Source organism: Domibacillus sp. DTU_2020_1001157_1_SI_ALB_TIR_016, assembly GCF_032341995.1.
Taxonomy (GTDB): domain Bacteria; phylum Bacillota; class Bacilli; order Bacillales; family Domibacillaceae; genus Domibacillus; species Domibacillus indicus_A.
The window spans coordinates 533,895-556,164 of the sequence record NZ_CP135438.1 but is presented as its reverse complement, the minus strand read 5'-3'; the positions used below and the strand labels follow the sequence as shown (position 1 = coordinate 556,164).

Below are 22,270 nucleotides of genomic sequence, written 5' to 3'. Positions count from 1 at the left end.
TAGAAGCTGCCTTTTTTCATACCAAATCAACTGGCTGTTCCGTTACATGCGGGAGCTCATTTTGACGCTCATACGCAATAAGGGTACATTCCAGCTCTCTTTCAAGCTGCTGGATTTTTTTTGTTTGCTCGGATGACAGCTCGGCAATTTCAAATCCTTTATACATTCCCCTCACCCCCTAAAAAGCAGTGTGCCCCCAATACTTTATTTAAACCAGTTTAGATTTAACATGGCTTCCAATTTGAAGATTCCTTTGGACATTTTGTCTATATTTTCAGATAATACAGTAAAAACAGCTCAAAAGATTCATTTCCTTTTTCGATGACTATGGTAAATATATAAGAAAAAAGATGAAAAGGAGAGTAAATATGTCAAAGAAAAAATTAGTTATACCCGTGTCATTTACATATTTTACACTTGCACTAGCCTCATATACGTTTATCCCATCGCAATTTGTGAATGGAGAAGAAAGCAGCCTGGCAGAAACGGGGCATGAGTGGTCTTATGAAGGAGAAACCGGTCCAAGCCATTGGGCAGAGCTGAATCCATTAAACTCTGCATGTGCAAATGGCACAGAGCAGTCTCCAATCAACATTCAAAAAGGACAAGCGAAAGAGGCAGCAAAGCTTGAGAATTTAGAAATTAACTATAGACTAAGTATTTTCTCACTCGTAAACAATGGACACACTGTACAGGGAAATATCCAAACAAAAGGAAATTCTATTAAATTAAATGGCAAGACATACACACTGGCACAATTTCATTTCCATACACCAAGTGAACACTTGATTAACGGAAATTCCTACGATATGGAGCTGCATCTTGTTCATAAAAACGAAGACGGCCAGCTTGCAGTATTGGGCATACTGATCAAAGAAGGTAAGGAAAATACCGTGCTAAAACAGGCATGGAACGCGATACCAAAAGAAAAAACAACCGAAGAAATAAGCATATCGGAGCCGATTGATCTGGCGCATATTTTGCCCAAAAATCAGCACACTTATCAATATGCAGGTTCTTTAACAACACCTCCATGTTCTGAAGGGGTGCAATGGGTGGTCTTCAAGCAGCCCATTGAAATGTCTGAAAAACAAATCAATACTTTCCGCCACATTTTCCCGGATGACCACCGGCCTGTCCAGGCAATAGGGGAGCGGGAAGTGATAAAGAACTAAATATCGTAGAAAGCAGAAGGCTTTTTTTCAGGTCTTCTGCTTTTTTATCTTTTATGACAATTACCCCCAGTGAGTAGGGTTCTTTTTGCATCTCTAGAAAAACTAAATCCTTTTGTGTCTTTATTTCCGGCATGGTATGTTAAAATAGTTCAAATACAAACAACCTAATCTTGTAATCGCTTTCTATCTTTTGTATAGGAATATATGTTCAGACATATTCTATGATAAAAATGGATTACCAACAAAAGCTATTCATTTCTTGTGAAACATGATATATGGTATATTATAATTAAATATTACAAATATAAAAGTGAGGAAAAGGAGGCATCTAAATGAAATTAAATAACACAAGCGAAAAACCACTGTATTTTCAGTTAAAGCAGGTTTTAAAAGAAGATATATTGAGGGGGAAATATAAGCCGGGAGAAAAGCTGCCTCCAGAATCTGAAATTTGTAAAGCGTACGGAGTAAGCCGCATTACGTCACGAAGAGCGATTACCGACTTAGTTCAAGAAGGCATTTTATATAGTATGCAAGGCAAAGGAACCTTTGTAAAAGAATTAAAAGAAAAGCGCGAGCTCATTTCTGTGGGAGGCTTTTCTGAATTAACAACCGCTTCTGGAAAGCAGCCGAGTTCGCAAATTTTATCAAGCCAAATTATAAAGGCACCAGAAGATTTAAGCGAAAAATTCCGTATTGCTATGGGAGATCCTGTGTTAAAGCTTCACCGCCTTCTTTTTGTTGAAGAGAAACTGCCCTTCATTATCGAAACATCTTTTTTTCCGCTCAACCACTTTCCCGATCTTGAAAAGTATATTGGTGCACCATCTACTTATCAAATACTAAAAGAAAAATATGGTGTTGAGTTTTCACGTTCTCAAAAAACGTTAGAAGTGGTTTCAGCATCTGAGTACGAAGCAAATTTATTTCAATGTGATTTAGGGTTTCCGCTTTTTTCAATAGAGAAATTAACGTATGACCGCCAAAGCCGGCCTATCCATTTTTCTCAATCTTTATATATGACAAACCGGGTTGTCTTTAACATTGATGTAGACAATGACATATAAGGGCCTGACGAAAGCTGTTTCTTGCTTTAAACAGCAAACAGTATATTAGAGAAACACAGAAGACAACTTGTTCTTCTGTTTTTTTATTTTATCCAGCATAACATGGAGAAAAGATAGTAGTCTGAAGAGTTAGAATTTTTAAATTTATTATTGACTTTGGCTCGCGTAGATAGTATATATATAATATATTATAACTTTATATGATATGTATGGATGGTACCACAACCATTGAACAGGAATATCAAAAGGTAAGAAAGCGCTTTAATTGATTAAATGAAAGGATCGATGATTTATCTTACCGTGAAAACTGCGAATGCACAACACCTTTTAAACAAACAAGCTTTAGCAGGCTTCAAACATTTAAAAAGAAAGGGTGGTTAAAATGAAGCTGATCGCTATTGGTGATAATGTGGTGGATTATTACCAAAATCAAAATGTGTTATATCCTGGGGGAAATGCAGTCAATGTAGCAGTAGCTGCTAAAAGAATAGGAGCGGCTTCAAGTGCTTATTTAGGTATTATAGGAAATGATGAAGCTGCTGAGCATATTACAAATTGTCTTGCGTCAGAAAACATTGAGTTATATCGCAGCCGTACAGTGTATGGAGAAAGCGGGAAAGCAACGGTATCCATTACGGAAGACGGAGACCGGATTTTCATAGGAACAAACAAAGGCACACGCGTTCAATCATTAGTGAAGCTTTCTTTAACGGAACAGGATATTGACTACATTAATCAGTTCGATTTGGTTCATATGAGTGTCAACAGCGAGACAGAGCATGAACTATCCCGACTGGCTCATAAGTCAATCTCTTTTGATTTTTCTACATCTAATCGATGGAATGAAGAGTATTTAAAGCAAATTTGTCCTTATATAGAATTCGCTTTTTTCTCGGGAAGCGATCTGCCGCTTGAAGACATTGATGTATTAATAGAAGAAGTTCATCAGCTGGGCGTGAAAGTAGTAGGTGTGACAAGAGGAGAAAAACCTGCTGTGTTCTCCGAAGAAGGAAGAAGGGTTGAACACCAGCCTTTGCAAACAACAGTCATTGATACGATGGGGGCTGGAGACTCATTTATTGGAACATTCCTTTCCGTCTATTATGATCATCACAACCTTATAACAGCTCTTTATGAAGCGGCAAAAGCAGCAGCTAAAACATGCCGATGCCATGGGGCATTTGGATATGGAATTGAGGAGGATTTCATTTCTCAAGTATCTTACACAGAAACAGTTGTACCAAAGATTCTTATGTAAGATTATCTCTCATAAGAATGGTGAAGTCGGGACTTACATGTTATATAATAATATATAAATATATATAACAAATAAAAGGGTGATGCATCATTTTAAGAGAAATAGGCCTAGCAATATTTATGTGTACTTTTTAAGAATTACTTTTAGTTCTTAAGCCGATTGAATACCGCTTTACCTTTCTTCATAAAAAATGCAATTCAGTTTCTAACATTGATTTTAAAAATCTATGGAAAAGTGAGGAGAAGAGGATGAAACGTCGTTTTTCGATCATGTTGGCTGTTATTTTGGTACTTGTTTTCTCGGCTCTTGCAGGATGTAGCAATTCAAGTACAACAGCTGGAGAAGCAGAAAATGAAAAAAAGATTAATACAAACCTTCCAGCCCTGCCTGAAGAAATAAAAGAAAGAGGCAAATTCGTCGTTGGTGTCAAAGTTGATTATCCACCACTTGGTTACTTAGATGAAACAGGAAAGAATGCTGGTTATGAAATTGATGTAGTAAGAAAAATGGCTGAGTACGCATTTGGTTCGCAGGATGCAGTTGAATTTGTGGCCGTTAACGCAACAAATCGTATTCCATTTTTAACCTCTAAAAAGATCGACTTCATTGCTGCTACGCTGGGGACAACAGAAGAACGAAAAAAGGAAATTGATTTTACTACTCCATTTTTTGAAGGAGGCGCTATTACAGTAGTGCCAAAAGGAAGTGACATTAAGGGCCCGGCAGATTTAGCAGGCAAAAAGGTTATTGTGATTAAAGGGTCTACCGCTTCTCTTTATTTAGACGCCGAAGTACCAACAGCAAAGCAAATTAAAATTGAAAGTATTGCGGATGCATTCCGTGCATTTAAAGATGGACGGGCAGATGCGGTCCTTCACGATGTAGTACTGATGTCGGAACTAATTAAAAATTCAGATGATTATACGATGGTAGGGGAACAAGTGGCAGTGGATTCGCCAATGGCGATTGGTGTACGCAAAAATGAGCCGAAGATGCTGGATTTCTTAAATGATGCATTGGAAGAAATGAGAAAAGAAGATTATTTTAAATCTGTTATTGAAAAGTATATGGAGCCAACAGGTGACCTGGATCCGCTGGAAATGGTACCGCGCCCGTAAACAAAGAAATGGAGGAGACACAATGGAAAAAATACAGCCAAAATTGAGCATTCGAAATTTGCATAAACACTTTGGGGATCTATCGATCCTCAAAGGTGTTAACTTTGACGTTTTTCCAAAAGAAGTCATTGTTGTAATCGGGCCGAGCGGATCTGGAAAAAGCACTTTACTTCGCTGTATTAACGGTCTCGAAAGCATTAATGAAGGTGAAGTTTATTTAGACAGCGACCAAAAAATTGACTATACACCTGCTTCCCTGCAAAAAGTGCGGCAAAAAATCGGCATGGTATTTCAAAGCTACAATTTATTCCCTCATATGACGGTAATGGAAAATTTGCTGCTTGCCCCAATGAAAGTGCAAAAACGGTCTAAAAACGAAGTGCTTCCGCAGGCGACGGCTTTATTAGAACAAGTAGGAATGCTGGATAAAGCAGACAGCTATCCAAATCAATTATCAGGCGGACAGCAGCAGCGGATTGCAATTGCAAGGTCTCTCGTGATGAATCCAGAAGTGATTTTATTTGATGAAGTTACATCGGCTCTTGACCCAGAGAGAGTAAGAGACGTTTTAGAGGTTATGAAAGATTTAGCGTCAAGCGGAACGACCATGATGATTGTGACGCATGAAATGGGATTTGCAAAAGAAGTAAGCGATCGTGTGATTTTTATGGATGGAGGAGTTGTAGTAGAAGAAGGTCCTCCGGAAGAGCTTTTCGGCAATCCGAAAGAAGAACGCACGAAGCAATTTTTGAAAAATGCCATGTAATAAACGATGAAAGGAGGAAAAACAATGGGACTTGATTTTGCTTATATGGCGGACATATTTCCACTTCTGCTGACAGGTTTAAAATTAACACTCTGGATCAGCGGAATGGCCATTTTGTTTGCACTGCTAATTGGAATTACAGGCGCTATTATTAGGACGTTAAATATACCCATTTTATCGCAGCTTGTGACAATATTTGTTGAAGTAACACGGAACACTCCTCTTTTAGTACATGTTTTCTTTTTGTACTTTGGCCTTCCGACCATTGGCATTACTTTACCCGCTGTTACTGTTGGTATTTTAACGTTATCTATTTGGGGCGGTGCCTATGCAGTTGAAAACTTCCGCAGCGGTACAGATGCGGTTTCTAAATCGCTTATTGAATCTGGTCAATCTCTCGGATTGAGCATTGGACAAATCGTCCGTTACATTATCATTCCATTAGGATTCCGAATTAGCTTTCCCTCTTTTTCAAACACAGCCATTTCTCTTATTAAAAACTCGGCTTATATGACAAGTATTGGGGCCGCTGAAATGACATTCGTGGCAATGGACCGTATGGCTTATGATTTTAAAACATACGAGATCTTAATTTCAGTCGCCGTTATTTATCTTGCTGTTATCTGGGGCGCTTCATTCCTGTTCAGCCAGATTGAACGCAAATTAAACTTTAATAAAACACCAAAAGAAAGGATGAGCAGCCGTGGCAGGTTATCAAATTTTATTAGACGGTTTAGTGAGAACACTGCTTCTTAGTGCAAGCTGTATTGTCATTTCACTCGTGATCGGTGCCATCATCGGGGTGATGCAAAACTCTAAACACGTACTCGCACGAAGTATAGCAAAAGGATATGCTGAGTTGTTTCGCGGCCTGCCGATTGTTATTACACTTTTTCTCGTTTTTTTCATCCTGCCGGAAGCAGGAATTGAAGTAAACAGCTACATTTCTGCCATGATTGGCCTTAGCTTATGGAGCAGCGCAAATATCTCTGTTACGGTCCGTGGTGCGATTCAATCGATTCCTCCTACACAGGTGGAAGCGAGTTTGGCGCTTGGCATGAGCAGTCTGCAAACGATGCGTTATGTAATTTTCCCTCAGGCATTCCGCCGGATGATTCCATCTATTATAGGGTTGATTTCTAACTTGGTTCAAACAACTTCTTTATCCGTTTTAATTGGCAACATGGACTTATTAAAATCAGCACAAATTTTGATTGAACGAGTGGAAATATTAGAAGGAGGCGCCATTGCGTTTCAAGTATATTCACTGTTATTAGTTGTTTATTTCATCATTTGTTATCCTTTATCACTGTTATCAAGAAAAATGGAAAAGAAGCTTGTTTAAAATCCATTACTAGTATATATGGATCTTTAAAACACGCTCCAAACAAAGGTGGTGCTAAACTACCTTTGTCTGGATCTTCATAGCTGTTTCTTTTGAAAAAGGCCAAATCAGCAGCTACTGTTTGGAATGTATGACTGGTTCTTTTTTTTACAGAAACTTATCATAATAAAGTTTATAAAAATATATAACAAGTGTTGACGGTTACCTTAACTTGTTATATATTTATATATAACAAAACATTACAATTTCAGGAGGGTTTAACCATGACAGTCACAAGTGTTTGTTCAACTGCTCAATCGCAAATCGAAGAGATTTTGGAAGCATTCAAAGGCAGAACCATTGATCACGTATTTTATGTAGCATGCGGTGGATCCTCGGCTTTAATGTATCCGAGCAAGTATTTCCTTGACCGGGAATCAAGCAATGTCACAGCTGAAGTGTATAACTCAAATGAATTTATTTACCGCAATCCTAGAACACTTGGTGAAAACTCTTTGGTTATTCTTTGCTCACACAAAGGAAAAACGCCAGAAACAACAGAAGCAGCAAAATTTGCAAAAAGCAAAGGAGCATTGGTTGTTTCTCTCATGTACGTTGAAACAGCACCGCTGGCAGATGAATCCGACTTTATCGTGAATTACAGCTGGGCACCTCCAGGAGAACTTGATCCTCATCCAGAATTTATGAACTATGCTGTCCTTTACCGCCTTACAGCAGGTCTGCTGTACGTAAAAGAAGGCAACAAGCAGTATGAAAAAATCGTAAGCAGCCTGGAAAATATGGATGAAGTGCTTCGCAAGGTAAAAGCCCAATACACAGAAAAAGCAAAAGCATATGCTCAGGAGTACAAAGACGAAACAACGATTTATACTATGGCGAGCGGCTCGAATTATGGAATTGCTTACTCATTCGCGATTTGTATCTTGATGGAAATGCAGTGGATCAATTCTCATGCAATCCATGCAGGAGAATTTTTCCATGGCCCATTTGAAATTTTAGATAAAAAATGCCCGTTTATTTTGTTAATGGGACTTGATGAAACTCGTCCAATGGAAGAGCGAGCATTGAAATTCCTTCAAGAGCACGGTGAAAAACTGCTGATTCTTGATGCAAAAGACTTTGATTTAACGGGCTTTGATGAAGAGGTAAAAAAATATATGGTGCCATTAGTGCTTAATTTCGTTTTACGTGTGTACGCTGTTGAATTGGCTGAAGCCCGTAATCATCCTCTTGAAGTTAGACGCTATATGTTTAAAGTTCCTTACTAATAAAAACGTAAAGTGAAAAGAAGAAAACCCCAGGAGGGATCATTTAATTCCCTTTTTGGGGTTTCTTTTATAAAAAAGTAGAAAAAGCCGTAAGAAGTGAGGCAGTTGTTTGTAAGGACCGTGTTATGCAAGATGGTAATTGAAGAGAACAAGGAGAGAGTAAAATATGAAATTGAAAAGAACATTAAAAGTAGCAGCAGCGACTACATTTTTGTTAATGCCGGGTTCAATGATGACTTCCGCTCAGGCGTCTTCTGTTACGAAAACAGCCATACAAAGTACAGAGACGGACTTGCCTAATGTGAAGATTTTAGCTACCGGCGGCACGATCGCTGGATCTTCTGCCAGCAATACGGATACTACGGATTATAATGCGGGAGAGCTTGGCGTTGAAACATTAATTAAAGCAGTGCCAGAAATGAAAAAGCTGGCAGATGTCAGTGGGGAACAAGTGGCGAATGTAGGAAGTTCAGAAATCAATAATGAAATCCTATTGAAGCTTGGCAAACGAATTAATACCCTGCTTGCTTCCGGTGATGTAGATGGAATTGTGGTTACACATGGTACGGATACATTAGAAGAAACGGCGTATTTCCTTAACCTTGTGGTGAAAAGTACAAAACCAGTGGTAGTTGTCGGAGCGATGCGGCCGGCTACTGCGATCAGTGCAGACGGCCCAATGAACCTATATAACGCTGTTAAACTTGCGGCAAATCCGGCTGCACAGAAAAAAGGTGTGATGGTTGCATTCAATGATCGAATTGGCGCTGCCCGTTACATAACCAAAACCCACACGACAGCACTAGATACGTTTAAATCTGTAGAACAAGGATATTTAGGCGGATTTGCCGGTGAAAGTACGTACTTCAGCTCCGCTATTACAAAAAAACATACGACACAAACAGCTTTTGATATCTCTAAGATTGAAAAACTGCCACAAGTCGATATTTTGTACTCTCATCAAAATGAGGGCCGATATTTATTTGATGCCGCTGTTGAAGCAGGAAGTAAAGGAATTATTGTAGCAGGATCCGGTAATGGATCAATGTCTAATACAGCGATGGCTGCAGCCAAAGATGCAAGTAAAGCGGGAGTCACGGTCGTCCGCTCTACACGTGTAGGAAGTGGAGTTGTCACTCACAAAGCTTCTGATGATACTGAGGGCCTGGTTTCTGCCGATTCTCTTAACCCACAAAAAGCCCGTATTTTGTTAATGCTTACATTAACAAAAACACATGATCCAAAGAAAATCCAACAATACTTTGATAAGTATTAATAGTTAATCGTTTGAAAAAAGGTTTTTAAAATTCATACAAAAACAGCACGCAAGACTGCGTGCTGTTTTTGTCGTAATTATATACTCTTATGGCTCAACGCCAAAGGTTCCTTTTCTAAAGCAGCATTCGCTTCTTCAATAAAAGCATACATTTCTTCTTCAGTGACTGTGTTCGGATTAAAGGCAAGAATGGCCCGCAGCGGCAGGAATTTAAGCATAGCCGCCAGCATGTCATCCTGATTATCTTCTGATAGAGCAAATGGTCCGCCGGCTGTGGCCCTTTCTACAAATACTTTCGCAAGAGGTTCTATTGCTGGGTGACCTAATAAATCACCAACAGTTGTATTGCGATGTACGCGTTTTACTAAAGAGACAGTCGAAGTAACATGTACCGAATCTTTTAAAACGATGTCAGCAGAGGACTTGCCAATTAAGATCTCAAAGTCACCCGTTTCAACATGCCAGTCTTCTAAATCGACGTTGTAGTAAGCAAATGCGCGTTTGCCGAGTAAGAATGTGACGATTGTTTCTTCACCAGGCTGCAAGTATACTTTTTCAAAGCCTTTCAGTTCTTTTTCCGGGCGGATAACGGTGCTTTCTGTATCTTTTACATACAGCTGCACCACTTCCTGGCCTGCAACGCTGCCTGTATTTTTGACGGTGACGGCCACGTTTACGACTTCTTTGTCTGTAAGGTGTTTTTTGTCGACAGTCAAATTAGCATACTCGAATGTCGTATAGCTTAATCCAAAGCCAAACGGGAAGAGAGGCTCGATTTGCTTTGTATCATAATAACGATAGCCGACAAATAATCCTTCCTTGTATTCCACTTTGTCACCTTCACCTGGAAAATTTAAGTGAGATGGATTATGGCTGAGCTTTTGTGGGAATGTTTCAGCTAGTTTGCCGCTTGGGCTCACACGGCCAAATAAAAGATCTGCAATCGCACCGCCAAGCGCCTGGCCGCCAAGATATCCTTCCAGGACGGCTGCTGCCTGATCAAGCCATGGCATTTCAACTGGAGCACCGTTGCTCAGTACAACAACTACGTTTTTTTGAACAGAGGCAACCGCTTGGATAAGGGCAATATGATTAGCCGGCAGACTTAAATGTTCACGATCATATCCTTCAGATTCATACCGATCCGGCAGTCCGACAAACAGGACTGCTGTCTCTGCATTCTGTGCCGCTCGTTTTGCTTCTTCTAAAAGTGTTTCATCCACATCATCACTCATTAAATCATAGCCGCGGGCATAAACAGCATCCGCTTCTTTTTGAATTTCCTCGTAAATGCTTTCTAGTTTCGTTGGCTTAATATGAGAGCTGCCGCCGCCCTGGTAGCGTGCTTTTTGAGCAAATTCCCCAATAACAGCAAGCTTGGCTTCTTTTGCAAGCGGTAGGAGAGCCCCTTCGTTTTTCAGCAGCACCATACTTTCGCACGCCGCTTCACGGGCAAGCTGATGGTGGGCTTCTTTATTGTAAGAAGTATTCTCTTTCTTGTTCTCAACCGCTTTAAAGATAATGTTAAGAATACGCTCAACTGCCTGGTTTAGTACGTCTTCAGACAGAGTTCCATTTTGAACCGCTTGGATCATTTTCTTTTCGCCGGCACCATGGCTGGATGGCATTTCGAGTTCCAGTCCCGCTTTCAGTCCATCCGCTCGTTCGTTCACGGCACCCCAGTCAGACACCACAAAGCCTTCAAATCCCCATTCATCTTTTAAAATATCCGTAAGAAGCCGTTTGTTTTCGGATGCATATTCGCCGTTTACTTTATTGTAAGAACACATCACAGTCCATGGCTGTGCTTGCTTAACGGCTTCTTCAAAGCTGGCCAGGTAAATTTCACGCAATGTCCGCTCATCAACGATCGCATCGACTGACATGCGGCGGTTTTCCTGGTTATTGACGGCGAAGTGTTTTAAAGAAGTGCCGATTCCCTGGCTTTGTACACCTTTAATATGATTTGCCGCCATTTCCGAAGACAAATAGGGGTCCTCAGAAAAGTATTCAAAGTTTCGTCCGCAAAGAGGTGAACGCTTAATGTTAGCGCCAGGACCGAGCAGCACGCTCACGTCTTCTGCCTGGCATTCTTCACCAAGTGCAACCCCGACTTTTTCGATAAGAGAACGATTCCAAGAGCTGGCAAGACCAGCTGCAGAAGGAAAGCATGTAGCAGGAACACTGTCAAAAAGACCTAAGTGATCAGCGCTTGTATCTTGTTTGCGAAGTCCATGGGGTCCATCCGTTACCATAATAGATGGAATGCCAAGCCGCTCAACACCTTTTAAATGCCAGAAATCAAGGCCTGAACACATACCTGCTTTTTCTTCAAGTGTCATTTGCTCAATTAATGCGTTTACATTTTGTTTCATGCCATAACGCCTCCATTTCATTTTCTGTTTTTATGATAGAAAAATAAAAGGTATAATGATGGTAGATTTTTTTGATTTTTAGTTATTTTTTACGAAAGAGTGAGAAAAATAGAAAAACTTATTTCAGTCTGCCGGCTTTTGTGGGAAGCTTTTGGCCTGCCTGTTTTTATCGTCAATCACCGTAATGAAATCGTCTTTGACCAAGCTCCGTTGCCGGCACATCCATATGCTGCGTCGCCTATCAGCTTTTTGTCAGAAGCGCCTGAAATCCTTGATTTTCCTTATGTGCACACAACGACATACTTAGAGAATTTCTTTTACTTTAAAGCAAGTGACACCCTGATTCTGGCAGGCGGTCCCTGCCTGTATGAAGAAATGAATGATCTGCGCCTTGGGGGTCTGACTAATGATCTCACCGCTAATCAGACAAAGCTTGCCGACTACTACCGTCAGCTGCCCGTGTTAACAAAAAGAGAATTAAAGTCGGCAGCCCGCATTGCGTATTTTATGATTCATGGACGGGAAGAGCAGGTGGCCGAGAAGAAAATAGGGATTACAGTAGAAAATCCAGCTGCCCCTGTGTCACGGCGCAAGCAATCATTGTCATTTCATCATGATCCATTCCATGAGAAAAAACTGATGAATGCAATTAAAAAGGGTGTCAGGAGAGAAGTGGTTAAGCTTGTACAGGAAGGTCCGGAAGATGGGGGAGAGTATGGAGTTTTATCCAAGTCCAGTTATGTGCGCAGTCAGAAAAACCTGGCGATTGCTTCGATCACCATGGCAACAAGGGCTGCGATGGATGGAGGGCTTGATTCAGAGCTGGCATATACCCTTAGTGATCTATACATTCAGCGTTTAGAAGATTTGCATGATGTAAGGCAGGTACAGCAACTGATAGAAGATGCTCTTGGCACTTTTGCGGATCGTGTAAAGGAAGCGAAAACAAATGCCGTTTCTTCTGTTATCTCCCGGTGCCAGCATTATATTCTTCAGCACGTTTATGATGAAATCCGCTTGAAGGATCTGGCTGACTATGTAAAATTGTCTCCTTCTTACTTATCGTCCTGCTTTAAAAAAGAAACAGGAACGTCAATCAGCGAATGGATTCAAAAAGCACGCATCGAAGAAGCGGAAAGCCTCCTCCTTCTGTCGAGCTATACGATTGCAGATATTTGTTCATGGCTTCATTTTACGGACCAGAGCTACTTTACAAAAGTATTTAAGAAGCACACGGGTTTGACGCCCAAAAGATATCGGGAAAGTGGAGTCCCCTCATCATAAAAAAGCAGGAACCTGTTGGCTCCCGCTTTTTATCATTATATTTATTAAAACGATTTTGCCAGCTCTTTTGCCTGCTGGATTCCTGCTTCTTTAATTTCCTGCGCCCGGTCTGGGAACTGGTTGTGGCCTTCGATAAACAGCCCGTCGAAAGAAGGGACGCCGAAAAATTGCATAATAATGCTTATATAACGGTGGCCCATTTCCATATCAGCCGCTGGTCCTTCTGAATAAATACCACCACGCGCCTGAATGTGCAGCGCTTTTTTATCAGTCATTAAACCAACTGGCCCTTGTTCTGTGTATCTAAATGTTTTGCCGGCCACACAAACGGAATCAAGATAGGCCTTCATCACTGGAGGGAACGAGAAGTTCCACATTGGTGTAACGAACACATATTTATCAGCTTTCACGAACTGATCGGACAGCTCATTCAGCCGGCCTACTTTTGATTGCTCATCACTGGATAACTGATCAAATGCGTTTCCTCCCTGGAGTTTCCCCCAGCCGCTGAAAACATCATTGTCGATGTGAGGAATGTTTTCTTTGTATAGATCAAGATGAGTCACTTCATCATCTTGGTTTGCTTCTCGGTAAGCGTTAATAAAAGCCTGCCCCGCTGCCATACTAAATGAGTTGGATTCATCATGCGGATGTGCTGTAATATAAAGAACTTGTGCCATTAGTGAACTCGTCCCTTTCTCTTTTGAGTAGTGGTATGGAATTTATGCTGTACTAATTCCTTCGTTTTATTCTCCCTAAACCTTTATTTTAAAAGCGAAGCATTTTTTTGCATTTTTACATTATTTTCAAGCGTATTTCTTTTGTTGAAATCAGTAATTATAAACTGACCACATGTAAAAAATCATTTTTACCACAGCCTGGTTTAGCCGGTCTGACTTCCTTTGTAAGAAACGGAATCTTCGGTTATCCTGCCCGTTTTCACAATGTCTATTCTGGCTTCTTAATTCATTTTGTATGAATGTTACATATGTGTGTTTATTTTCAGGGTCGCCGTGCTGCCAGGAAATGCGGGAAAATCAGTAGAAGAAGTTACTTTTCGAAGGAGATGCTACATGAAAGTAAAAATGTCTTATGTTTAAGGACGGAAGGTGTTGTGGCATCTCTTTTTTATTGAATTAAAGGAGCAGGATAGTTGAATAAGGGAAAGCCTAACCTTTTGGAGAAATTTATTATAAAAAGGTGGTTTAAAGATGGAATTAAATGAAAAAGTAGAAAACGTAAAGAGTAGAAAAGATTTAATCAAATTCATAAAACACTTGAGAATGGATTTACAAAATAATAAGGATGAATGGGAGAATATAACACTTGAAGATTATTTAGAAGCTATGGAGGCTTGGGTTAATGATATGGAAGGATATTATTTGAATACAGATCAACCTGTACCTAAACAACCATCTTGGAAGACTATTGCTGACATACTATATGCTTCAAGTATATACGAATGATATTCAACTAATGGGTGCTTAAGTTGAAGAAGGGATAAAGCAAAGGATCAAAAATTGGTCCTTTTTTTCTTTTGTAAAAACATTAACACTATCGTTTAAAGCCAGCCAACAATAATATGCCTGCTGTTAACATCTACTTTGCTTTCACTTGCTCCCCCCCATATTTTTTTTTCACTATTTCATTACAAAATGTGAGGTTATTGGAAAATATTTTAATGAAAAATATTTCTTGAAATACGAATAACGCGGATAAAGTGCCACATTTAATACATACTACTCACACAATCACATCGGGTTCTTCATCTGGCAGTCCGGACGATTCAATCGCAGCGGTGCAACTCCGTTAGTACCCGGCCAATTAAAAAAGGGAGATGAACAGTTATGCCAAACAACAACACTAATCAACTAGTCGCCCCAGGAGCACAGCAAGCCATCGACCAAATGAAGTACGAAATCGCATCAGAATTCGGTGTACAACTAGGTGCAGACGCTACAGCACGCGCTAACGGTTCAGTTGGCGGCGAAATCACGAAACGTTTAGTACGTATGGCTGAACAGCAATTAAACGGATTCCAAAAGTAATACGGTAATTTCCAAGCATCCCGCCTCAAATAATGGAGGCATTGAAAAAGTCTAGATAGTTTTAACTAAGCCAGGCATTTGACAATTCAATCGTCGAATGCCTGGCTTTTTTCATTTTTCTTCCACTTGTAAAGGGGGCTGATTGTTGAGGAGAAAATGGTTGTTACATAAAAATGAACTGATTGCTTGTAGTTCATTTCTAAGTGAACCTCGCCACCTAAATCAAAGATTTTGATGGAGCATCCCTTATCTTGAATACAGTACAACATCAGCTGGTTAAGCTTCCTGCGGAAGTAGGACGGAAACTTGTAAAAACGCTCGTTAAACTCTTTATATTTCGGAAGAGGGTTTGATTTGGTTGCGTGAATCAGTTTTTCCACTGCCGGCACAATCGACTTTGTTGTCAGGTGTTCGGTATCATCAAATTCTTTGTCAATGACCTCAATCACATAAGCCAAAGCGTCATTGTAAATATCCAGCGTAGCATTGAAGATTTCGGTCTGGTTTATAATTTTGTGCAGCAGCGACTTCGCAACTTTCATGATCAAACCCTCCTTTCCATTGTGTAGTCCTTATGATAGGTTGATCGTATCAAAATGGAAATCAATTGTAAAACGAAAAGAGAATCTGAATGATAATAAGTAGGAAGCGGCAATCGGTATAATAAAAAGATAGAAGAACAAGAAGAATAAAGACCTTAGCGCCTAACCCCCACTAAATCGGAGATTTTGAAGGGGAATGCGGCGCTAATTTTTTGTTCAAATAACGGATGCTTTTGTTTAATATCTCGGCTGTCATTTCGGCAGCCTTTTCTTATTCAGCCACGGGGCAGGTTAATCAAAAAGCTTTGATTAGTTTTATTTATCGGAATAATAGGAGATGCGTATTTAGATATAGAAATACTTAACAGGTGACAAAATTAAGGAGGATGGTATGAGCAAATTTAGTTTATTTAACAAGTTTATGGTACAAGAAGGCGAAAAAGAAAAAATGGTTGATATTCTGTTAGAAGCAGCAGAATCATTGAAGAATTTGGATGAATGCGAAATATATCTTGTGAATATTTCCGAGAATGAACCAAGTTCTGTTTATGTTTATGAAGTGTGGGCAAATGAAGATGCCCATCAAGCGTCTCTAAGTCTCGAAGCTACCCAAACATTAATAAGTCGTGCGAAACCAATTATTACTGGTATGGAAAGAATCAGCACTTTAATAACAAAAGGCGGAAAGGGCATTTCATCTAATTAGAATTAAACTGCCGTAGATATTAAATTATAACTGGCTGTCATTGTGGCAGCTTTTTTCTTATTTAAAGCAAAGATTGTGAAAAAGTGTACTTAAACAAACGGGGGCGATTGTTTAACATGAATAGTCGCCTTTTCTTATTGCACTATAGGGCAGTTTAGTGGAATAAGGAATGGGATAACTATAAAAAGGAAAATTCGTAGTAATGGCGAGTTTTCTTTTTTTATTGCCTGACGAAACCAAATTAATCTAAAAATGTTAGTGCATCATAGAAAGACAAAGTATAATCCCTTGACTTAGAGTAAACTCTAAGTATTATTTTTACTTTGTGTCACAAAGTAAAAATGAAAGAAGATATAGACATACCAGATTTAATGGAGGCAATTAAATTGACATATTCTATTGGAGAATTTTCTAAAATCGTTGGGTTAAGCGACCATACATTAAGGTTTTATGAAAAAGAAGGGTTAATAAAAGTAAACAGAGACGAGAACAATGTCAGAGTCTACTCGGATGAGAATAAATTATGGATTGAATCTTTGCTTCACTTAAAAAATACGGGGATGCCACTAAAAGACATGAAACAATTTGCCATGTGGGGCCATGTTGGAGATACAACAATGGAAGAAAGGTTAGCTTTACTTAAAAATCATCGCAAAAAAGTAGTGGAAGAGTTGGAGAAGCTTCACCGAAGTTTGGAGCATCTGGATAATAAAATAACTTTTTACGAAAATGAATTAGGAGACTGTTTCTCCAAAAATTAAGCAGCTAGTTGTTTGTTCCTTTTGGATAAACCTCGTACAGACAGCTTTCTTCGAAATCTTCGCTTATCGAAAAAGTAAAAATAAAAAAACACTTGCCTTGGAGTGCACTCCAAGGATTAACCTATTTTTGCACCATTTAAATACATGAAGGGATGATAAACCTTTATAAAATAGTGCAAAACTGACAAGAGTATAAAAAACACATTGAAAGAGGTTAAAATATGAACGGAAAATACAGCAACTTATTTGAGTCCCTTACATTTAAAAATGGTATCACCATTAAAAATAGGGTCGTTATGGCACCAATGACCACTTGGGCAAGCAATGACGATTACACTATTTCAGATGAAGAAGTGAAATATTATAAACGAAGAGTCAATGGAGTAGGACTTGTTATAACTGGCTGCACGCATGTTCAGCCAAATGGGATCGGTTTTACGAATGAATTCGCAGCATATGATGATTCATTTATTCCAAGTCTACGGAAATTGGCGAATGCAGCGAAAAGTGGCGGAGCTCCTGCCATTCTTCAAATTTTTCATGCGGGCAACAAAGCACTACCGGACTTGACGCCTAATGGTGATATTGTTAGTTCCAGCGCTGTGGAGACGGAAGCGACTGCCTTTGCTCCTTCCGTATTGCCGAGAGAACTTTCGCACGATGAAATAATGGAAGTGATTCATGCGTTTGGAGAAACAACCAGACGGGCCATTGAAGCAGGGTTTGATGGTGTTGAAATTCATGGAGCGCATGGGTTTTTACTTCAAAACTTCTTCTCTCCTTTCTTTAACAGACGTGAGGACCAATGGGGTGGCTCTCTAGAAAATCGCTTGCGTTTCCCATTGGCAGTCATTCAGGAAATGAAAAATGTAATTAAAAATCATGCAACAAAGCCGTTTATTTTCGGATACAGAATATCACCTGAAGAACAAGGCGGTTATGGGATGGAAGATGCCTATGAATTAATTGACCGTCTGGTTGAACAGGATTTGGATTACATCCATGTATCACTTGATGATGTATCTTCAAAACCACGAGGCATAGAAGGTGGAAAAACAAGGCTTGAATTAATTGTTGAACATGTAAACGGCAGAGTTCCTGTAATAGCTGCAGGTTCCATGGTAACTGCTGACGATGTTGCATCTGCATTAGATAAGGGACTATCTCTAGCAGCGATTGGTCATACGTTAATCATAAATCCAGACTGGGTAGAAAAGGTTCAGAATGGAAAAGAAACTGAAATTGAGACAGCCATTAAGACTTCAAAAGTAAGTGAGCTTGAGCTTCCAGAAAAACTTTGGAATGTAATTCAAGCTTCAGGTCCTTGGTTTAAGATTGAAGAATAACATCGTAATAAAAAATTTTAACTGTTTTTTTCGCATTTTTATTAAGAGAGGATGTCATTTATATGTCCAATATTCAAGATAAGGTTGTTATTATTACGGGTGCGTCTAGTGGGATAGGAGAAGCTACTGCAAAAGAACTTGCATCTAAAGGTGCGAAGCTGGTACTGGCGGCTCGTCGTGAAGAGCGATTAAAGACATTACAAGAAGAGATTCAAAATAATGGCGGGCAAGCTATTTATAAAGTGACGGATGTTGCCTCACATGAACAAATGGAAGAGTTAGCTGATTATGCTCTTAAAGAGTTTGGAAAGATTGATGTAATGGTCAATAATGCAGGAGTAATGCCGCTATCACCTGTTCATCAGAAAAAAATCAATGAGTGGGATAAGATGATTGATGTTAACATCAAGGGCGTACTTTATGGTATTGCGTCTGTTCTTCCGTCCATGAGAGAAAGAAAAGAAGGGCATATCATTAACGTTTCCTCCATAGCTGGTCACTTGGTATTCCCTGCTAGTGCCGTTTATAGTGGTACAAAGTTTGCTGTACGTGCCATTACAGAAGGTCTTCGTATAGAAGAGGCTAGCAACAATATTCGTACAACCATTATCTCGCCAGGAACTATTACTACAGAATTATTAGAATCCATTTCGGATTTAGAATTAAAATCTGAAATCGTTGAAGTTAGCAAAATTGGAATCGAGCCTGCTAGCATTGCTCGTTCCGTTGCATTTGCCATTGAACAACCATCAGATGTAGCGATTAATGAGATGATTGTTCGTCCAACCATTCAAGAACTCTAAAAAGAAAACTGTTGTAACGAGGCAGCCCCACTTTTTTAGGGGCTGCTTGTTTTAAACTTTAATTTTGTGAAGTTTTGCACTTAAACTAAACCAGCTAATAGTTTGTCAACATTTTTCAATAAAAACTTGAAATTGTTCATGCTATACTAAAAATAGCCATGCCAAATAACCTTCCTAATTCAAACAATTGGAAGGTTTTGTATGGTTTTGTTTTATTTCTTATTTAAGCTATATCTTGGAATGTGGAATAGCTTTTTAAAAGGGCATATATCCACTGTAAGAGCTTATTGGCACATGCGATTACAGCTACTTTATAAGGCTTTCCTTCTTCCCGTTTTTTATCATAGAACTCACGCAGTTTCTTATTTCTCGGGATGATTTCATTCGTTGTTTTCTTTTTACGACAATCACGGATGGCACATCGAACGGCCATATACAAGGCATGACGTAATCTACTTGAACCTCTTTTCGTAATCCGGTTTACAGTGCCTTTAAATCGACCAGACTCATAGATACTGGGATCGATTCCAGCGAATGCTACAAGCTTTTTAGGGTGATTAAATCGATCAATCTCACCAATTTCAGAAATAATCGTTGCCGCGATTTTTTCTCCGATACCAGGGATTGATTGGATAATCTTATATTCTTCCATTTCTTTTGCCAAAGCATCTATCTCATCTTCAAGCTTAGATAGATGCTTTTGGTACTCTATAAGCATTTTGATGTACATTTCGATGCTGAGGATATGGCTTTGATATAGGTTTTTCTGAAAGGGATTTCTAGTTGCTGCTTCTATCAGCTTCTTTGCCTGAGTATTTGCCCAATTCTTAGAACGGCTTTTACATAATTCATCGATTTTATTGGTTAACACTGCTTCATCAGTTGCCAAAACATCTTCCGATGTAGGATATTCCAATAGAGTTAGTAAAGAAACACCTGAATATAAATCCCCAAAAACGCCTCGATACTCAGGGAATACCTGGTCGAGCACTGCTTGAAATTGAAGTTTTGTTTGTACATAAATGCCTGTTATATTTGCGTGTTGTCTTGTAAGATTACGAAGATTTAAGAGTTGGATTCCTCGTTTTTTATGAGGCTCCAAATCCTCTTTATAATACAGCTCACAAAGATGATAAGCATCAAGTACATCCGTCTTTACTTTGCGTAAAGAAGAGTTCTTTGCTCGATAAGAGATGAGTGGGTTAATGATAATTAATAAATAACCTTTTTCCTCGAAATACTGAACAACGGGTGTATGATAATGCCCAGTAGACTCTAAAACGACCGGAGGTCGAATTCCTGTTAAGTCTTCGATTTCTCTTAGGTATTGGTGTAAGCTCTCTAGTCCTTCAAGGGTATGTGCCACTTTAAAACTGCCTTTGTAAGGCTTCTTTTTTTCCAAGAACGCTTGAACTTGACTTTCACCTTTGGCTACATCCAGACCAACCACTGGATCCATTCTTTATCTCCTCCAATACGAATATTGCCGGTAACCCCTAATCCTTCTTGCAGTGTCATAGCTTCGCTTGTTATACGAGATCTTGGTCCCAACCAGCCAAAACATGTTTAAGCAAGTAGGGGGCGAACTGTTTACTTGACGGGATCTCAAGTCCCACGGGGGCTTACGTTCTACCCCGGCTACCGTTATCATAAAACCATATAAAAAATGGTCAACCAGAAATATTTTCTTTTCTGGCTGACCTTATAATACGATAGGGGGCTTTAATTGAATAAGCGAAAGAATAAAATTAACGCTCAGAGTGATAATTCTCTGAGCGTTTTCCTTTGTTTGACTGTGTGGAATCTCGCTTATCCCAACTTCATTTATATGCATAATCCTTTAAAAGATAGTTTTTTATCTTTCCAATTCGTGATCATTTCTTTTTGCTTTTCTTTTTTCTTTCTTTCTTTCTCTTTCATTCACCTCAAGCCGTTTTAAGGGCAAACCGGATCGATCCTTTTTTGCTAATTCACCAGGTTTTCTATCATGATGAATCAAATCAGCATCATAAACATTATCTTTATGTGCTTTAATGATCGAACCGTTTGGGAATCCTGTTTCCTCTAGATCCTTTGTTTCATATCTATCTTGATGATTTAAGGAAGTGTCTGCCTCACTAGTCATTGTATGGGTCAGTAATTCTACAGTGGCTTGGTCTTTTATAATGGTTATAGGTCGGTCCTTGCCAGTCGATTGAAAACCAACATTAGGGTAATAAATGTCTCCATGATTTAGGCTTAATGTTTCTTCCTTAGCCTGCTGTGTTTCCTGCTCAAATTGTATATTCTCCTGAACAGGTATTTCTTCCTCAATATGCAAATCACCTTTTTCCTGCTTTTTAGTTTCAGCTGATCCTTTGATGTGGCCGCCTTCTCCTAAACTATCAATATAGTCGGATTTATCAGATGTTTTTTCCATATTCTGCTTTGCTTCTTGGTGAATAGAAAGATTGATTTGGACATTTTCTATTTCTATTTGGATATCTTCTTGCAATATTTTTTGCTGTCCAGCTTCTTTCCGAGCTTCTAGCATATTTTCTATGCTATCTAGGCCTTTCAATTGCTCGGCACGGTTCATGAAGCTTTTGATAAGCTGAAGATTCTTGCTTTCTTTCTCTACGCTTTTTTCAAGCTTCTCAATTTCCTTTGCTTTTTCTTGCTCCGTTAATTGATTATATTTTTTTGTATGGCGCTTTATATTTTTTTCAGAGAGATGCTGGTCATACAACATACCCAGATACATAGATGTTGCTTCTCCAAGCGTTTTCCCGAAGTCATCTCCCGCTGGCCGCAAGGCACTTCCTATTTCTAATGATTCCATGCCTGCTTGTTTTAAAGACCAGTCTATTCCTTTAGCAATTGTTAAAGAATGTTTTCCGACAGCGGTTAAAACGTTGCGGTCACGCTGTGCTTTTGCGATTGGAATTAAATCAGGATTTTTTATCTGTTCCTGTTTGGATTGAATACTTTCCTCCGTATTTAAGCCAAGTTTTTGTCCTGCCGACGCAATGGATAACTCCTTTTGCTCTCTACGCGGCAGTTCCACAAACGCTTTATAGTATGCCTTTGCATTATCTATAGATGAGTTTAAGCGAGCCAGTTTTTCTTTTATTCCCATATTAAAACCAGCCC

22 protein-coding genes are annotated in these 22,270 nt (G+C 39.3%); 16 read left to right on the top strand and 6 right to left on the bottom strand.

Going from position 1 to position 22,270, the window contains the following annotated elements:
* Positions 1 to 16 precede the first annotated feature (16 nt).
* Positions 17 to 166: a hypothetical protein gene (locus RRU94_RS02660; RefSeq protein ID WP_251272541.1), complete on the bottom strand. Its 150-nt coding sequence runs from the start codon at positions 164 to 166 to the stop codon at positions 17 to 19.
* Between the two features lie 202 nt (positions 167 to 368).
* Between RRU94_RS02660 and RRU94_RS02655 the strand changes: the two genes are divergently transcribed.
* From RRU94_RS02655 to RRU94_RS02615, 9 genes are all read left to right on the top strand, one after another.
* Positions 369 to 1,175: a carbonic anhydrase gene (locus tag RRU94_RS02655; protein WP_315691697.1), complete on the top strand. Its 807-nt coding sequence runs from the start codon at positions 369 to 371 to the stop codon at positions 1,173 to 1,175.
* Between the two features lie 332 nt (positions 1,176 to 1,507).
* Complete coding sequence (locus RRU94_RS02650) at positions 1,508 to 2,242, top strand: UTRA domain-containing protein (protein WP_315691696.1); 735 nt, start codon at positions 1,508 to 1,510, stop codon at positions 2,240 to 2,242.
* Between the two features lie 382 nt (positions 2,243 to 2,624).
* Complete coding sequence (locus RRU94_RS02645; RefSeq protein ID WP_315691695.1) at positions 2,625 to 3,500, top strand: PfkB family carbohydrate kinase; 876 nt, start codon at positions 2,625 to 2,627, stop codon at positions 3,498 to 3,500.
* Between the two features lie 248 nt (positions 3,501 to 3,748).
* Positions 3,749 to 4,618 (top strand): transporter substrate-binding domain-containing protein, encoded by an 870-nt coding sequence (locus tag RRU94_RS02640; protein WP_315691694.1) that lies wholly within the window; start codon positions 3,749 to 3,751, stop codon positions 4,616 to 4,618.
* A gap of 22 nt (positions 4,619 to 4,640) precedes the next feature.
* Positions 4,641 to 5,384: an amino acid ABC transporter ATP-binding protein gene (locus RRU94_RS02635; RefSeq protein WP_315691693.1), complete on the top strand. Its 744-nt coding sequence runs from the start codon at positions 4,641 to 4,643 to the stop codon at positions 5,382 to 5,384.
* Between the two features lie 24 nt (positions 5,385 to 5,408).
* Positions 5,409 to 6,140: an amino acid ABC transporter permease gene (locus tag RRU94_RS02630; protein WP_315691692.1), complete on the top strand. Its 732-nt coding sequence runs from the start codon at positions 5,409 to 5,411 to the stop codon at positions 6,138 to 6,140.
* Positions 6,088 to 6,729, top strand: coding sequence for an amino acid ABC transporter permease (locus tag RRU94_RS02625; RefSeq protein ID WP_315691691.1), 642 nt, complete (start codon positions 6,088 to 6,090; stop codon positions 6,727 to 6,729). The genes RRU94_RS02630 and RRU94_RS02625 overlap by 53 nt, the downstream gene beginning before the upstream one ends.
* 263 nt (positions 6,730 to 6,992) lie before the next feature.
* A complete protein-coding gene (locus RRU94_RS02620) occupies positions 6,993 to 7,997 on the top strand; it encodes an SIS domain-containing protein (protein WP_315691690.1) in 1,005 nt (334 codons plus the stop codon).
* A gap of 166 nt (positions 7,998 to 8,163) precedes the next feature.
* Complete coding sequence (locus tag RRU94_RS02615) at positions 8,164 to 9,273, top strand: type II asparaginase (RefSeq protein ID WP_315691689.1); 1,110 nt, start codon at positions 8,164 to 8,166, stop codon at positions 9,271 to 9,273.
* Between the two features lie 77 nt (positions 9,274 to 9,350).
* On the opposite strand, the gene RRU94_RS02610 is transcribed toward RRU94_RS02615, so the two are convergent.
* On the bottom strand, positions 9,351 to 11,648 hold the full coding sequence (locus RRU94_RS02610) for a glycoside hydrolase family 3 C-terminal domain-containing protein (RefSeq protein ID WP_315691688.1): 2,298 nt from the start codon (positions 11,646 to 11,648) through the stop codon (positions 9,351 to 9,353).
* Positions 11,649 to 11,747: 99 nt separating this feature from the next.
* Between RRU94_RS02610 and RRU94_RS02605 the strand changes: the two genes are divergently transcribed.
* The gene (locus tag RRU94_RS02605) at positions 11,748 to 12,932 is read left to right on the top strand and encodes an AraC family transcriptional regulator (protein ID WP_315691687.1); all 1,185 of its coding nucleotides are present in this window, start codon (positions 11,748 to 11,750) and stop codon (positions 12,930 to 12,932) included.
* 44 nt (positions 12,933 to 12,976) lie between these two features.
* Here the strand turns inward: RRU94_RS02605 and RRU94_RS02600 are convergent, their stop codons facing one another.
* Positions 12,977 to 13,612 (bottom strand): FMN-dependent NADH-azoreductase, encoded by a 636-nt coding sequence (locus tag RRU94_RS02600; protein ID WP_251272537.1) that lies wholly within the window; start codon positions 13,610 to 13,612, stop codon positions 12,977 to 12,979.
* 531 nt (positions 13,613 to 14,143) lie between these two features.
* Here RRU94_RS02600 and RRU94_RS02595 point away from each other — a divergent pair.
* Together RRU94_RS02595 and RRU94_RS02590 are read left to right on the top strand one after the other, a co-directional pair.
* Positions 14,144 to 14,398, top strand: coding sequence for a DUF7660 family protein (locus RRU94_RS02595; RefSeq protein WP_315691686.1), 255 nt, complete (start codon positions 14,144 to 14,146; stop codon positions 14,396 to 14,398).
* A gap of 381 nt (positions 14,399 to 14,779) precedes the next feature.
* Positions 14,780 to 14,980, top strand: coding sequence for an alpha/beta-type small acid-soluble spore protein (locus RRU94_RS02590; protein ID WP_251274802.1), 201 nt, complete (start codon positions 14,780 to 14,782; stop codon positions 14,978 to 14,980).
* 86 nt (positions 14,981 to 15,066) lie between these two features.
* On the opposite strand, the gene RRU94_RS02585 is transcribed toward RRU94_RS02590, so the two are convergent.
* Complete coding sequence (locus RRU94_RS02585) at positions 15,067 to 15,522, bottom strand: hypothetical protein (protein WP_315691685.1); 456 nt, start codon at positions 15,520 to 15,522, stop codon at positions 15,067 to 15,069.
* Between the two features lie 391 nt (positions 15,523 to 15,913).
* On the opposite strand from RRU94_RS02585, the gene RRU94_RS02580 reads away from it, so the two are divergent.
* The 4 genes from RRU94_RS02580 (at position 15,914) to RRU94_RS02565 (ending at position 19,138) form a co-directional block, all read left to right on the top strand.
* A complete protein-coding gene (locus tag RRU94_RS02580) occupies positions 15,914 to 16,228 on the top strand; it encodes a putative quinol monooxygenase (RefSeq protein WP_315691684.1) in 315 nt (104 codons plus the stop codon).
* A gap of 386 nt (positions 16,229 to 16,614) precedes the next feature.
* Positions 16,615 to 16,989, top strand: a complete 375-nt coding sequence (locus RRU94_RS02575; RefSeq protein WP_315691683.1) for a MerR family transcriptional regulator — start codon at positions 16,615 to 16,617, stop codon at positions 16,987 to 16,989.
* Between the two features lie 221 nt (positions 16,990 to 17,210).
* Entirely contained in the window at positions 17,211 to 18,335 is a 1,125-nt protein-coding gene (locus RRU94_RS02570) for an NADH-dependent flavin oxidoreductase (RefSeq protein ID WP_315691682.1), read from the top strand.
* A 62-nt stretch (positions 18,336 to 18,397) separates the two neighbouring features.
* The gene (locus tag RRU94_RS02565; protein ID WP_315691681.1) at positions 18,398 to 19,138 is read left to right on the top strand and encodes an SDR family oxidoreductase; all 741 of its coding nucleotides are present in this window, start codon (positions 18,398 to 18,400) and stop codon (positions 19,136 to 19,138) included.
* A gap of 223 nt (positions 19,139 to 19,361) precedes the next feature.
* On the opposite strand, the gene RRU94_RS02560 is transcribed toward RRU94_RS02565, so the two are convergent.
* Positions 19,362 to 20,597, bottom strand: a complete 1,236-nt coding sequence (locus RRU94_RS02560) for an IS110 family RNA-guided transposase (protein ID WP_315691680.1) — start codon at positions 20,595 to 20,597, stop codon at positions 19,362 to 19,364.
* A 396-nt stretch (positions 20,598 to 20,993) separates the two neighbouring features.
* Positions 20,994 to 22,256, bottom strand: a complete 1,263-nt coding sequence (locus RRU94_RS02555) for a hypothetical protein (protein ID WP_315691679.1) — start codon at positions 22,254 to 22,256, stop codon at positions 20,994 to 20,996.
* Positions 22,257 to 22,270: the final 14 nt, after the last annotated feature.

Bases quoted from the DNA above. Each gene is read 5' to 3' on its own strand.
- RRU94_RS02585 (WP_315691685.1), bottom strand. From the start codon at position 15,522: ATGAAAGTTGCGAAGTCGCTGCTGCACAAAATTATAAACCAGACCGAA.
- RRU94_RS02630 (WP_315691692.1), top strand. From the start codon at position 5,409: ATGGGACTTGATTTTGCTTATATGGCGGACATATTTCCACTTCTGCTG.
- RRU94_RS02570 (WP_315691682.1), top strand. From the start codon at position 17,211: ATGAACGGAAAATACAGCAACTTATTTGAGTCCCTTACATTTAAAAAT.
- RRU94_RS02565 (WP_315691681.1), top strand. From the start codon at position 18,398: ATGTCCAATATTCAAGATAAGGTTGTTATTATTACGGGTGCGTCTAGT.
- RRU94_RS02555 (WP_315691679.1), bottom strand. From the start codon at position 22,256: ATGGGAATAAAAGAAAAACTGGCTCGCTTAAACTCATCTATAGATAAT.
- RRU94_RS02615 (WP_315691689.1), top strand. From the start codon at position 8,164: ATGAAATTGAAAAGAACATTAAAAGTAGCAGCAGCGACTACATTTTTG.
- RRU94_RS02595 (WP_315691686.1), top strand. From the start codon at position 14,144: ATGGAATTAAATGAAAAAGTAGAAAACGTAAAGAGTAGAAAAGATTTA.
- RRU94_RS02600 (WP_251272537.1), bottom strand. From the start codon at position 13,612: ATGGCACAAGTTCTTTATATTACAGCACATCCGCATGATGAATCCAAC.
- RRU94_RS02655 (WP_315691697.1), top strand. From the start codon at position 369: ATGTCAAAGAAAAAATTAGTTATACCCGTGTCATTTACATATTTTACA.
- RRU94_RS02650 (WP_315691696.1), top strand. From the start codon at position 1,508: ATGAAATTAAATAACACAAGCGAAAAACCACTGTATTTTCAGTTAAAG.
- RRU94_RS02560 (WP_315691680.1), bottom strand. From the start codon at position 20,597: ATGGATCCAGTGGTTGGTCTGGATGTAGCCAAAGGTGAAAGTCAAGTT.
- RRU94_RS02635 (WP_315691693.1), top strand. From the start codon at position 4,641: ATGGAAAAAATACAGCCAAAATTGAGCATTCGAAATTTGCATAAACAC.
- RRU94_RS02660 (WP_251272541.1), bottom strand. From the start codon at position 166: ATGTATAAAGGATTTGAAATTGCCGAGCTGTCATCCGAGCAAACAAAA.
- RRU94_RS02620 (WP_315691690.1), top strand. From the start codon at position 6,993: ATGACAGTCACAAGTGTTTGTTCAACTGCTCAATCGCAAATCGAAGAG.
- RRU94_RS02590 (WP_251274802.1), top strand. From the start codon at position 14,780: ATGCCAAACAACAACACTAATCAACTAGTCGCCCCAGGAGCACAGCAA.
- RRU94_RS02580 (WP_315691684.1), top strand. From the start codon at position 15,914: ATGAGCAAATTTAGTTTATTTAACAAGTTTATGGTACAAGAAGGCGAA.
- RRU94_RS02645 (WP_315691695.1), top strand. From the start codon at position 2,625: ATGAAGCTGATCGCTATTGGTGATAATGTGGTGGATTATTACCAAAAT.
- RRU94_RS02640 (WP_315691694.1), top strand. From the start codon at position 3,749: ATGAAACGTCGTTTTTCGATCATGTTGGCTGTTATTTTGGTACTTGTT.
- RRU94_RS02610 (WP_315691688.1), bottom strand. From the start codon at position 11,648: ATGAAACAAAATGTAAACGCATTAATTGAGCAAATGACACTTGAAGAA.